This is a genomic window from Marinomonas pontica, from assembly GCF_026191375.1.
In the GTDB taxonomy this organism is placed as follows: domain Bacteria; phylum Pseudomonadota; class Gammaproteobacteria; order Pseudomonadales; family Marinomonadaceae; genus Marinomonas; species Marinomonas pontica.
Genome location: NZ_JAODTL010000022.1, coordinates 174964 through 188056 on the forward strand (window position 1 = coordinate 174964; position 13093 = coordinate 188056).

Sequence of the window (13093 nt, forward strand, 5' to 3'; positions counted from 1 at the left end):
TCTGTGAGTTTTATTCATGATGAGCAATGCGATTTTTGCCTGACCGTTTTGCATACAATAGATAGTGTTGTGCTCTCTCAACCAGTTCTTTAGGGCTTTCATCACCAAACAAAGTGGCAACACCAACCGAAACGGTCACTTGGCGAAGTAGTACCTTGGTGTTTTTGTAACGTATTTTTTGAATTGAGATCTCATTTCGAACCGATTCCGCTAACTGAGATGCAGCACTTAATTCGGTTTCGTTGAGCAGCATGGCAAAACGGCCACCCTCTAGTCGAGCAAGAAACCCTCTTTCTGGAAGTAAGCGAAGTAATAATTTAGAAATATATCGAATCAATGATGTTCCCGCTTTAGTGCCGTATTCTTGGTTCACACCACTTAGGTCATCAATGTCGATCAACAATAAAGTTAAGTCATCCTCTGCATACGGAACAAGTGAGAAGAGCATACGCTCAAAGCCTTTGTCGTTTGAAAGTAGAGTAATGGGATCTAACTCAACGTTCTTTTTTACGTCGGACAGCTCATTCTTTAGTGCAGCCAATTCGTCTTGGGCGGATTTTAAAGATTGACCAAACAGTTCGATGGCCTGATTCGCGCGCAACACCCCTTGCTCTAAAGTGGTTGTAAGCTGTTCGATTTGATCATTTTCACTGGCAGTTACTAACGCCATTTTTGAGTTTCGTAGGGTAGAATTAAACCTTTCAACTTCACCAGAAATTGTAATTGTCTCAGTTTCAAGGGTATTCGTTATGTCTTTTAGGCGGCCACTTTGGTGGTGTGCGTGCTGAAACTCTTCTGGCAATAAAAATTCATTAAACAATTCTTTTGAAACAAATGCAGGAAGGCCACCAAAACGACGTAATGCTCTATCAACCAACTGATTAAGCTTAGGGTTTTTATTGGAGGCGTATTCGTACCAAATGCCATAATTATATGGGGTAGGTGGTATATCAAGCTTAACCATCAGCGGAATGGCAGATCGCATGAGTTGTTTCGCTTGTTTTGTGTTGTGTTGGAACATCGGAACCTCTGCTGCCATATTAATACCACTAAGGCGTCCCATTCCGTCAGTGGTTCACAATTTATAACGAGCAAAACTGCTTGCTCAGTAACAATTTGGCTTCGATTTCATCACGAATCATTCGTGCCTTGATATCTGAAAAACTAAAATCATAGTAAATGTTATGACGAAGAATAGCTATCTTAGCCGCCGGTAAATTTACTAGAAAACCCTTCTTTTTCAAGTAGATCCTTTAATTTTTGACGATGGTCTCCTTGAATTTCAATGTGTCCATCTTTCACTGCCCCACCAGTGCCGCACTGGGCTTTTAGTTTTTTTCCCAATGTTTTTAATTTATCTTCCGTTAATGGTAACCCTGTTACTACGGTAACACCTTTGCCTTTACGTCCTTTTGTTTCTAAGGCAATGCGTACTTTGCCATCACCGATAACGGTGTCATCTTTGCATTGGCAGTCTGTAACAGGGTGCTCGCAGGCAGGACAAAGGCGACCTTGATCGGTTGAATACACTAAGCTTCTATTTTTCATGGATTTTCATTCCTCCTTTATAAGCACAAAGCGATTATTTTAACATTTCATTCAGGTTGAACGAGAGAAAAAAGACATTATTCAGCATGAATTGGATATCTGCACTAAGCTATCAATAATACGGTTATCAAAATGCGTGCTGGTTATGAATATGACACTAATCATTAGACAGGCTACTAAAGCAGACCTAAGAAGCATCCTCTTGTTTGAGTTTCGTAACAGAGGTTGGTTTTCACAGTTTATTCCTCAACAAGCGCTTAGTCAGCAGTCTGAAATGTATTTTAAGCGTCTGTTGTCTGGAAAATTAAAGCAATTTCAATATCTGGTGTGTCTGCCTAACGATGTGTTAATCGGTCGGTTTAGTGGTCAATATCTGGACGATTCCTCATTAGAAGTTTCCTATCGCATCGCAAAGAACTTCACTCGCCAAGGCATTGCACAATACGTTCTCAAACACTTGCTGTTAGTTTGGGCGAGCCATGGTATCAATGAGGTCTATGCTCAAGTAGCAGACCACAACCAGGCATCGATAAAAGTACTGCTTAGCTGTGGTTTTGAACTGCAAGAAACCCAAGAAAAGGCCATCAAGATTGGTCCTAATGTGCATGATAGTCTTATTTATCGTTGGCCCATTATCGAAGACGTAAACCCTTTGTTTATCAAACCTGATGATCCGACAATATTTCCAGAACACTCTTAAGTTGCTGATCTAAAGCTGCCTCCATGATCATTTTTTCTTGGCTAACTGGATGAGTAAACTCCAGTTTGGAAGCGTGCAACATCAAACGAAAATGTTCTGGCCATATTTCTTTGACTACTTTATTAATATGTCTGCAGCCATAACATGAATCCCCGACAAGTGGGTTTAGGTGGTGTTTAAAGTGCCGACGTATCTGATGCTTTCGGCCTTGTTTGGGGGTTACTTCTAGCCAGCTTAATCGCATACTATCGTAACGGCTAACGGGGATAGGCAACTGGTAATGCATTAGGCAAGTAAAGCTTGTCTCAGCGTCTTTTTCAGTACCTTCCAATTTAAACCGAGAACGTCCTTTTTGTTCATTCAATTTTGCCAAAGGGTAGTCGATTACACCGTTGTCATCACAAAAACCGCGCACTAAGCAATGGTAGGTTTTAGACGTTGTATTTTCAGAAAATTGTTCGGACAGTAAGCGAGCTATTTCAGGGCTAAACGCCATCACCAAGACACCAGAAGTGCCACGGTCTAAGCGATGAACGGGAAATACCCATTTGCCAGTCTGGTCTCGGAGCCGCTGAACCACGGCATCTTCTTCGTCTTTCGCTAAATGCGTGCGGTGAACCAAAAGCCCAGACGGCTTGTTTACGACAACAAGATCCTCATCTTGAAATACGATTTCTAATGTCATAGTGATGAGTCTATAAAAGCGGTGATTTTTTTCATGGCAAGATTTACCAAGGTTTGCATTGCCTCGTCACTTGCCCATGCAATATGAGGCGTTAAAAGGAAGTTAGGCAATTCAGTGAGGGACTGAAGTGGGTGATCTTCGGGCATTGGTTCTTGTGTCGCAACATCAAAAGCCGCACCCGATATTTTCAGATTTTTTAGTGCGTCCACGAGTGCTTTTTCATCAACAATTCCGCCGCGACTGATGTTAAGAAGCAGGCAACTTTGTTTCATTAAAGAGAATTCGACTTCGCTGATGAGGTCTTTTGTTTCGTCTGTTAGCGGGCAATTGATGCTAATTATATCCGCTGACTGTATCGCTTGCCGAAAGCTCAAATAGCCATCGCGCACTTCAGTCGCATTTTTTCGTTCTGCGAAGATGACATCCATACCAAAGGCGTGTGCAATATGTGCGACTTTTTTTCCTAATGTACCACCTCCAATGATTGTCATGGTTGATCCTGACAAATCTTTTATATGGTAATCTAAAAAGCAAAAATGTTCGGAATCTGCCCATCGTTTTGATTTCACAGCGTCAACATACGATGTCAGGTTACGTCGTAATGCCAACAACATGGCAAAGGTGTGTTCAGGTACACTGATTGTTGAATAATCGGTGACATTTTGAACGCAAACATTTCTCTCTTGACAGGCATTTATATTAACGTTGTTGGTACCTGTTGCCATTACTTGAATAAGTTTTAGGCTATTTGCTCTGTGTATCGCTTCTTCGTTTAAAACTACTTTATTAGAAAGAACAATATCGGCATCTTGAATGCGCTCAATGACGTTTTCGGCCGCAGTATTGTCATAAAAAACAACATCGTCAATGCTGTTTGGCAGTTCGATCTTTATGTGTTTTGGGAACGAGCCTCGGTCCAAAAAAACGGCTTTCATTCAATTTTCCTTATTTTTATCTACTTAGTGGCATCTATTAACGGTTTCAAATATGGCAGGATGTTCTGCAGAACAATGGGTTGCCCCATTTTGTTGGGATGTAAGCCATCGTTTTGCATTAGCGATTTATTTAATGCAACATCCTTAAGCATGAATGGCAGGTAGGCAAGATCGTATTTCTCGGCAATGTCTTTGTATAAATTGAAGAACATTCGTGTATAACGTTTACCATAGTTTTGTGGGATTTGATTGCCTACCAACAAAACAGCCGCACCAGCGTCCTGTGCTTGTTCGACCATTTTTTCTAAATTCAATGTGGTCTGATTTAAAGGGTAACCGCGTAAAGCATCATTGGCGCCCAGTTCTAAAATGATCCAACTGGGGTTGTGAGCCGTTAATAACGCAGCGAAACGTGACAAACCGCCTTGTGTTGTCTCACCACTCACACTGGCATTAATAACGTCTATTTCTGGATGAGAATAAGAAAGTTCTGTTTTAAGTAAACTAACCCAACCATCTTGTTGTCGTAAATTATACGCAGCACTAAGACTGTCGCCCATAACAAGTAACGTAGAGGCTGAGGCAACTGAACTAACGCACAATAGCACAATGAATGTGCAGACTCGCTTCATGTGTTTAAAAACAAACATATCAAACCTTTTTAAGTGGACCATTATGACTAGAAGTACTGCAATTAAAGTGTCTAATTTAACTCATACTGTGACATCGAATACAGGGGATTTAACCATATTGAAAGGAATCAATATGGAAATCAAGGAAAGCGAGTCAGTAGCCATTGTTGGGGCTTCGGGGTCGGGGAAATCGACATTATTGGGTTTGCTAGCCGGTCTTGATGTGAATACATCTGGTGATATTTTTCTGTATGACCAAGCGTTTTCGAGTCAAACAGAAGAACAAAGAGCGTTAGCCAGAGGTCAATATGTTGGTTTTGTTTTTCAGTCTTTTCATCTTTTGCCCAGCTTGCAAGCCATTGAAAACGTCATGCTACCCGCGGAGTTAAAAGGCGATAAGTCCGCTCGCCAAAAGGCAGAGCTATTGCTCGATAAAGTCGGGTTGTCGCATCGGTTAACGCATTATCCAAATCAACTGTCTGGTGGTGAGCAACAACGCGTTGCTATTGCTCGTGCATTTGCATCTAATCCGAAAATATTGTTTGCAGACGAACCAACAGGCAATTTAGATGAAGAAAATGGGCAGTTGATCATCAAGCTGCTGTTTGAATTAAACCAATCTGAAGGCACAACCTTAGTGATGGTCACTCACGATAATGAGTTAGCCAAAATGTGCGATAGGCAATTGGTAATGTCGGCAGGGCAGCTAACGGAAAGAACACTATGAATTTTACATTTCGATTAATGCTGCGAGATATTCGCAGTGGCGACTTATTAACCTTATTGTTTGCCTTAATTATATCTGTGAGCACAGTCACCTCAATAGGCTTGTTTATTGATCGTTTGCAATTGTCATTTGAGCAAGAGTCGGCCAACTTACTAGCGGCTGATCGCTTAGTTCGATCTGATGACACTATTGCCAAAGATTGGGAAGACAAAGCATCGGAGCTGACGCTAAAGACGGCCCAGCGTACGTCATTTACGACCATGTTGTTCGCGGGAGATTCACTGCAACTTTCTCAAATAAGTGCTGTGACAAATAGCTACCCATTAAAGGGTACTTTCCTGGTCGATGATGAGCTTTTTGGCGTAGGTAGGAAATCCACAAGCTCACCGGAAAAAGGCAATATTTGGGTGTCCTCACGTTTGGCGAGTTTGTTGAATATTCAGCTAGGTGACAAGGTTGAGGTAGGGGATGCCACCTTAACCGTGTCTAAATATTTGGTTCGCGACCCAGGCTCTAGTTCTTCTGCATTTGCTATTTCTCCCCGTGCTGTAATGAGTATGGATGATCTAGAATCCACCCATGTCATCATCCCTGGTAGCCGCGTGCGTTATTCCTTGTTACTTGCTGGCGACAAAGATGCGCTGCAAGCGTATCAGAACTGGCTTGAGCCGCAGCTAAATGAAGGACAGCGCTGGCAAACACCGACTCAACGGGGCGAACGCATCGGTGATACCATCGGACGTGCGGAATCTTTCTTATTGCTAGCGGGTACATTGGCGGTCGTAATGTCTGGCGTGGCGATGGCTTTGGCTTCTGCTCGATTTGTAAAACGGCATTTAATGCAAGTGGCTATCCTAAAAACTCTTGGGGCAACGCCGCCGCTCCTTAGACGTATCTTCTTTCAACAATTATTTGCCTTATTTGTTGTTGGAGCCGGGTTGGGATTAGCAATTGGCTGGGGATTGCAAGAGGTCATTGCTTCCTTGTTATCTGGTCTGATGTCGACCGCTTTGCCTGAACCATCGTTTGCCCGTTTATGGTTAGGAGCGGCAACAGGCCTAATTTCTATGTTGGTTTTTTGCTTACCTCTTATGTCACATTTGATTAAAATTTCACCGCTGTCAGTATTGCAACCAAATGCGAAGGTGGAGCTCAACAGTTTGTTCATATATCTGGTGGGGTTTGTTGGGATGTATGCTCTGATGTGCGTGTATACGAAAGGTTTTTTGTTGCCAAGTATTATGACGGCCGCGATTGCAGGGATTGCATTGCTGGTTGCTGCAATCGGTTGGTTGGCTTTTAAGTTGGGACGTTCATTGACATCTGGCGCAACAAGCGGGTGGCAAATAGGCTTGGCAGCGTTGTACAGAAGGCTAATTCCGAATCTATTCCAGCTGCTGGTGTTTACTCTTATTATCATGCTTGGGCTGATTCTTATTGGTATAAAATCCAGCTTAATTTCAGATTGGCAACAACAATTGCCCGAAGATGCTCCCAACCATTATTTATTCAATGTTCAAGCCGATCAAGTTGACGCGATAAATGATCAAACCGCCCAATTAGGCGTAAAAAGATCCGATTGGTATCCAATGGTGCGTGGTCGTGTCACCGCAGTAAACGATGAATCTGTTCAATTCCTTTACCCAGAAGAAAGAGGCGAACCAGAACTCTATGAACGTGAGCTTAATCTGACTTGGTCAGACAACCTTGGTAAGGGTAATGAATTGGTGGAAGGCGACTTTTCGGCTGAGGGTCTATCTGTTGAGCAAAAAGCAGCCAAAGAAGCGAACTTGAGTATAGGTGATGAACTGACCATTAATATTGGTGGCAATATCGTTACCTTGCCTATTACCTCAATTCGAACGGTCGATTGGGGGTCTATGCAGCCGAATTTTTATCTCATTTTGCCAAAAAGTGCGCTGGAAAATTACCCTGCGAATTTTGTAAGTAGTCTGTTCATTGGGGGCGATGACGCTCAGCCTTTTTATAAAGCCATGTCGTCATTTCCCACTGTGTCTATCCTGAACGTTGGGGATGTTTTAAAACAAATACAAACCATCATTGGGCAGCTTTCTCAAGCGATTCAACTGGTTCTTCTCTGCATTTTGAGTGCTGGGGCGCTGGTTTTATTGGCCAGTGTTCGATCTACTCTAGAGGAACGCTTAGAAGAAGGCGCTTTGTTGCGCGTGCTTGGGGCCAGAAGCGCACTGGTTCGACAAGCCTTATTAGTTGAGTTTGGTGCTCTTGGCATTTTTTCTGGACTCATCGCTGCGATAGGGGCAGAAAGCTGTTTGTATGGTTTGCAGGTTTTTGTGTTTAATGCACAAGCCAGTTTTCACCCCTTATTGTGGTTGATTGGTCCTGTCATTGGTGTATTCGTTATTTCAACCATTGGTGTCTTTGCCAGTAGGACTGTGTTAAAAGTGCCTCCCATGCATTTGTTGCGTGATTTATAGTCGGTGTTATTAGCAAACTAGGCTGTTGAAATGTTTATAGAAAAACAAGGCTACATCGTGAGTCGTCATACTAAAGATGTGGATGGCCACATTGAGATGAGCCTTTTTATAAAAACGCAGGAAGGAACGGTGAAAGTCTTTCCTGATCGACAGCTTAGTGTGTTCTTTACCAATGCTCCGCTTGATCGTCTCCCTCAAAATGTGACAGGAATCCAATGTCGCTTATCATCTTATCGGTCGTTCGAGAATGAAGCCGTTACTTTGGTGCAAAGCAACAGTTTGATGCTCCACCAGCAGATGATCAATCAAGTTCGCCAACAAGGTTTTGCCGTCTATGAAGAAGATATCAAGCCTCATAACCGCTATTTAATGGAGCGTAATATCCGTGGAGCAGTGCGCTTTATCGGCGAGCCGGATACAAATCAGCAGGTATTTCGTCAAGCGCGAGTCATCGCAGGAGATTGGAAACCCAGTTGGAAAGTGTGGTCCTTAGATATTGAGACTTCGGTTTCGACCAATACCTTGCTGTCTATAGGTATTACCGCAAAGGATCAGCGTGTTGCGTTTGTTGTCACCCCTAAGGCCGCTGTTTCAGACACAATTCGACGTTTTGATGATGAAAATAGTCTATTACTGGCTTTTATAAGATTCGTGAGAAAGCATTCACCGGATATTTTTATCGGCTGGAATTTAATCGGTTTTGATTTGCAATTTATTGATCAGCGGTGTCAAGCCTTAGGCATTCGTCCTGCATTTGGTGCTAATGGTGAAAGCTGGAGCATTCGTTCATCAGATAACCAAGGAAAGTACTTTGCCAGTATTCCTGGACGTGTCGCTTTGGATGGCATTACTTTGCTAAAAGTGGGGGGCTATCAGTTTGAATCTTTTAGTTTAAACAATGTCAGTAAAGAAATTCTCGATGATGGAAAGTTATTGCATGGTAATGAGCGATGGCAGGAAATCGAACGGCTTCACAGGGAAGATTTAGATGCCTTTGTGGCGTATAACTTACAAGACTGTGATTTGGTCATGCGCATTTTTGACAAGCTAAAATTGATAGAGCTACAGCAAACACGAGTGGATTTAACCGGCATCCCTTTTGAACAAACCGGTGGTTCTGTAGCTGCCTTCGAAAACCTCTATTTACCCAGACTCCACAAAGCCGGCTGGGTGGCTCCAGCCTGGCGTGACGAAGATTTTGTGGCCAGTCCTGGCGGTTTTGTTATGTCTTCCATTCCTGGCTTGTATAAAAACGTTTTGGTGTTTGACTTTAAAAGTCTGTACCCGAGTATTATCCGTACCTTTCATATTGATCCACTGGCTCGCATTACGGCCAAACTCGTTTCGGACCTACCTGCAACAGCATCAACTAGGTTGGTGCCGGGCTTTTTAGGCGCACATTTTGATCGTCAATACGCCATTTTACCCACCCTTGTTGGGGAGTTAGCCAACGCAAGGGAGGCAGCCAAGCAATCTGGTAACAGCATTCTAAGTTACGCCATTAAAATCATTATGAATTCGTTTTACGGTGTACTGGGTTCAAATGTCTGTCGCTTCTACCATGCGGAGTTAGCCAGCTCTATTACTATGCGCGGTCATGAATTACTGGGGCGAACAAAACGTTGGATGGAGGAACGGGGCGCTACCGTAATTTATGGCGATACCGATTCTCTGTTTGTTACTTTACATGATAAATCCAATGTCGACCCTAAAATACAGGGGCTGCAGTTACGAAAAGACATAAACACCTGCCTTTCACAATGGTGCCAAGAGTACGCTCAATTAAATTCTCATTTAGAACTTGAATTTGAACGCGTATATGAGCGTTTCTTTATGCCAACCATTCGAGGACAAGAGGAAGGAAGCAAAAAGCGTTATGCTGGGCAATCAGGTGGTCAACTTGTCTTTAAAGGTTTGGAAGCGGCTCGAACCGATTGGACGCCATTAGCAAGGCAGTTCCAACGTACACTCTTTGAAAAAATCTTTAATGATGAAAATCCCATTGAGTACATTCAAAACGTGGTTGAAAGATTGCGAGCGGGTCTTTTTGATGACCAGTTGGTATACAGCAAACAACTAAGTCGACCGCTGTCGTCGTATACGAAAAATATACCGCCACATGTTCGTGCCGCGGCTATGATTGATCAGAAAAGGGCCGAACAAGGCTTGCCTCTTGAATACAATAAGGGGCGAAAACGAGTGTATTATGTTTATCAAAGATCGGGGGTTATGCCCTATGAGGGCGCAGAAACCTTGGTTGACTTAGACTACGAACACTATATTGAAAAGCAGATTGAGCCCATTGCGGACAGTATTTTGCCCTTTTTTAAAACCAATATGGCCAATCTTCTTTCTCAGCAAATATCTTTACTTTAGACGGCAAGCTACACAGAAATACCAAATAAGCTCTTGGTGTTTTCACGGGTTGCTTTGATCAATTCTTCTATGGTGATACCTTTTCGCTGCGCCACTTCTTGAGCGACCCAAGGCAAATATTTTGGATGGTTTCTTTTTGGCCGTGGACGAATATTTCTGGGTAATAAGTAAGGCGCATCTGTTTCGATGAGCAATTTATCTAAAGGAATATGAGGGATAGACGCTTGTAAGTCAGCCCCACGCCGTTCATCACACACCCAACCTGTTATGCCGATGTATAAACCTAACGCCAGATAGGCATCAAGCTCACGCTGACTTCCGGTAAAACAATGGATAATCGATTTTTCTGCTAAGTCGGGGTGCTTTGCCAAGGTAGCAACCATTTCTTGGTGTGCGTCTCTTTCGTGTAAATACAACGGCAGTTGGTGCTCTGTGGCTAACTCTATCTGTTGATGGAAAGCGTACCGCTGCTCATCAGGTGTCGAATAATTGCGATTGAAATCCAATCCTGTTTCACCTATGGCGACAGGACGAGAAGTGTGTATTAACGCATTAATCTGGTCACGGGTCTTTTCCGACCACGTTTTTGCTTGGTGAGGATGACATCCTAAAGTGTTCCACATATTAGGATGTTGTTGGCACAATGCCTGAATAAATTGGCTTTCTTCTAAGTCCGAAGCAATACATACCATGCCATCCACTGCTGACGCTTTCATTTCTGACAGAGTTTTATCTAAGTCATCGATAAAGTATGAGTGGTTAATATTGACACCAATATCAATCATAAAGACCCCATTTGACGCGCTTCTTTTAAGCTTTGAATGTACAGCTCACGAAGTGATTCTTGAGTCACCTCTTTGTCTGAAAGTTGTTCAAATGGGATTCTTGACCATTGTCCAGATTCGTAAGCCTTAACCACGTTAAGAATGCCCCCGAGGTTGCCTTTAGACTCTAATAATGCGGCTTTAATGTTTGCTTCTAGGGGTAAATCCTTTAAAAGCAATGACAACTCTTCGTCTAGAAAGCTGGGTAAGTAAGAGAAAAGCCCCACTAAAAAAGCGCCTTCCAGTCTTGGGAACAAATGAGCGGACAAGTTTTGGCAAAAACACGCCCTAGAAAGCGCCATAGAGAACAAGCAGGCCGGTTTACCTGTCACGCTGCCGAACATGACTAAACTCACCCATTTGATTAAATCCCGAATGCCAATGATCTCAATGGCCCGCTGTGCGTTTGAAACATTAAATTGACTGCGATAGATCGCAGAGTGCGTTAATTTAATGATTCGATAGGTCAATGTGGGGTCTCGCTCAATGTATTCAGCAAGAATTTTTGGGGAGGCTTCATGGTTATTGAGCGCCACCAACAAATCGATCAAAATTGTTCGGTAGGACAAAATACGCTTACCTTTAATTGACGTCATTTTATGCAGAAAACCACCGCTAAAATGCCCCTTTGGTAGGGCTTCTAAGAGTTGGGCATACTGCTCAGATTGTTCTACTTTATTGACCCAAACACATTTAGAGGATAGGGCGGGGTTTGCCATTGTCTCGATAACTTGTTCTACCGAAATTTTGTCTAGACTAAAAAATACATGGGAAAAGACGTTAAAAAAATCCGCAGACATGGGGGCGTTTTGTGGGTGAATAATACCTAATTGATGGCCTTGTAACCTGAGTTCCGATAAAAGTTCATAATCGGACTCGTTTAATGTAGAAGCAATCAAAAAAGTCACTAGATGTATGTTTTTTTGTAAGGGCAAAGCCTGAAGTTCGTCTAAACTACTTTTAATGTAGATGGTTTTTTGTTGTGTTACTTCGATAAGATTCACATCAACGAATAAAGAGCTTAAAAACGATGCTTTATTGTCGTTAGTCACCCCGGCTGGGTGAAGTATGTAATACGCTACGGTTTCCGAATCGCGATTAACAACAGCCTTACGGCAAAAAAGTACATCGTTGTTATTCATTACGGGTCCTTGAAAAGAATAGTTGTCACAAAAAAATACTGTAACGGATAGTCGAATACAATATCATGGTATAAATGGATTAACGCCTTAATTTAAAAATGTTTGGAGTAAAATATGGCAAGCATGTTAGACGCTGTAGACCAAAGAACCAAGTTAGTGGGTGAAAACCGCTTGGAACTGTTGATGTTTCGCCTTGGTGGAATGCAAATGTTTGCAATAAACGTTTTTAAGGTTCAAGAGGTAGTGATGCTGCCTAAACTGAACTTAATGCCTCATCGTCACCCATCTGTGGCTGGTGTTACGCATTTTCGTGGTAGAACCGTTCCTGTTATCGACTTATCTGAATCCATTGGTATGAGACCCATTGATCGCTCTCAGCCCTGTAATCTTATTGTGACGGAATACAATAATACCGTTCAGGGTTTTATGGTTGGTGAAGTAGATCGCATCATCAATATGAACTGGAACGAAATTTTGCCTCCACCAGATGGCACAGGTCGTCAACATTATTTAACGGCAATAACGCGGGTTAACGACCGTATTGTTGAAATCATCGATGTTGAAAAAGTCTTGGCTGAAATTTCTCCTTATGACAGCCGTGTCAGTGACGATGTAATTGATAAAGAATTGCTAAAAGACGCAAAAGGTTTAGAGGTATTGGTTGTCGACGATTCATCTGTTGGTTTGGCTCAGTGTCGTTCAACATTGGATTTTATGGGCATCAAAGTCCATGAGGCGACGGATGGTAAGCGCGGTTTAGAGAAACTTAAAAAATGGGCTGATGAAGGCGAGAATGTGCCAGATAAGTTGCTCATGATGATTACTGACGCTGAAATGCCAGAAATGGACGGTTATCGACTGACTCGTGAAGTACGAGAAGATCCGCGCCTCAAAGACTTGCATATTGTCTTGCACACGTCGTTGAGCGGAAGCTTTAACAAGGCCATGGTGCAAAAAGTAGGTTGTGATGATTTCCTATCTAAATTCCAACCAGACAAATTGGCATCGTTAATTCAAGATCGAATTCGTAGCGTAGTATATAAAGAATAACGTTCGATAAATTAGCAG

General features: G+C 42.6%; 12 protein-coding genes. 5 read left to right on the plus strand and 7 right to left on the minus strand.

Annotated features, from left to right (window positions below; all coding sequences use genetic code 11):
• Positions 1 to 10 precede the first annotated feature (10 nt).
• Positions 11 to 1039: a GGDEF domain-containing protein gene (locus N5P32_RS03945; RefSeq protein ID WP_265727870.1), complete on the minus strand. Its 1029-nt coding sequence runs from the start codon at positions 1037 to 1039 to the stop codon at positions 11 to 13.
• Positions 1040 to 1203: 164 nt separating this feature from the next.
• Positions 1204 to 1548, minus strand: a complete 345-nt coding sequence (locus N5P32_RS03950) for a translation initiation factor Sui1 (protein ID WP_265727871.1) — start codon at positions 1546 to 1548, stop codon at positions 1204 to 1206.
• A gap of 145 nt (positions 1549 to 1693) precedes the next feature.
• On the opposite strand from N5P32_RS03950, the gene N5P32_RS03955 reads away from it, so the two are divergent.
• Positions 1694 to 2248 (plus strand): GNAT family N-acetyltransferase, encoded by a 555-nt coding sequence (locus N5P32_RS03955; protein WP_265727872.1) that lies wholly within the window; start codon positions 1694 to 1696, stop codon positions 2246 to 2248.
• Here the strand turns inward: N5P32_RS03955 and N5P32_RS03960 are convergent.
• The 3 genes from N5P32_RS03960 to N5P32_RS03970 are packed head-to-tail and all read right to left on the minus strand — an operon-like array spanning position 2208 to position 4518.
• Positions 2208 to 2933, minus strand: a complete 726-nt coding sequence (locus N5P32_RS03960; RefSeq protein ID WP_265727873.1) for a pseudouridine synthase — start codon at positions 2931 to 2933, stop codon at positions 2208 to 2210. The two genes, N5P32_RS03955 and N5P32_RS03960, sit on opposite strands and share 41 nt — an antisense overlap.
• A complete protein-coding gene (locus N5P32_RS03965; RefSeq protein ID WP_265727874.1) occupies positions 2930 to 3868 on the minus strand; it encodes a D-2-hydroxyacid dehydrogenase in 939 nt (312 codons plus the stop codon). The genes N5P32_RS03960 and N5P32_RS03965 overlap by 4 nt, the downstream gene beginning before the upstream one ends.
• Before the next feature lie 20 nt (positions 3869 to 3888).
• Entirely contained in the window at positions 3889 to 4518 is a 630-nt protein-coding gene (locus tag N5P32_RS03970) for an arylesterase (RefSeq protein ID WP_265727875.1), read from the minus strand.
• Positions 4519 to 4543: 25 nt separating this feature from the next.
• On the opposite strand from N5P32_RS03970, the gene N5P32_RS03975 reads away from it, so the two are divergent.
• From N5P32_RS03975 to N5P32_RS03985, 3 genes are read left to right on the plus strand one after another with little or no spacing between them, the layout of a single operon-like run.
• Complete coding sequence (locus N5P32_RS03975; protein ID WP_265727876.1) at positions 4544 to 5227, plus strand: ABC transporter ATP-binding protein; 684 nt, start codon at positions 4544 to 4546, stop codon at positions 5225 to 5227.
• On the plus strand, positions 5224 to 7683 hold the full coding sequence (locus tag N5P32_RS03980; protein ID WP_265727877.1) for an ABC transporter permease: 2460 nt from the start codon (positions 5224 to 5226) through the stop codon (positions 7681 to 7683). The genes N5P32_RS03975 and N5P32_RS03980 overlap by 4 nt, the downstream gene beginning before the upstream one ends.
• Positions 7684 to 7713: 30 nt before the next feature.
• A complete protein-coding gene (locus N5P32_RS03985) occupies positions 7714 to 10059 on the plus strand; it encodes a DNA polymerase II (RefSeq protein WP_265727878.1) in 2346 nt (781 codons plus the stop codon).
• Positions 10060 to 10067: 8 nt separating this feature from the next.
• Here the strand turns inward: N5P32_RS03985 and N5P32_RS03990 are convergent, their stop codons facing one another.
• Both N5P32_RS03990 and N5P32_RS03995 read right to left on the minus strand, forming a co-directional pair.
• Positions 10068 to 10844: a TatD family hydrolase gene (locus N5P32_RS03990; protein ID WP_265727879.1), complete on the minus strand. Its 777-nt coding sequence runs from the start codon at positions 10842 to 10844 to the stop codon at positions 10068 to 10070.
• Complete coding sequence (locus tag N5P32_RS03995; RefSeq protein WP_265727880.1) at positions 10841 to 12025, minus strand: EAL and HDOD domain-containing protein; 1185 nt, start codon at positions 12023 to 12025, stop codon at positions 10841 to 10843. Before N5P32_RS03995 ends, N5P32_RS03990 begins: the two co-directional genes overlap by 4 nt.
• Before the next feature lie 114 nt (positions 12026 to 12139).
• On the opposite strand from N5P32_RS03995, the gene N5P32_RS04000 reads away from it, so the two are divergent.
• Positions 12140 to 13075: a chemotaxis protein CheV gene (locus tag N5P32_RS04000; protein WP_265727881.1), complete on the plus strand. Its 936-nt coding sequence runs from the start codon at positions 12140 to 12142 to the stop codon at positions 13073 to 13075.
• Positions 13076 to 13093: the final 18 nt, after the last annotated feature.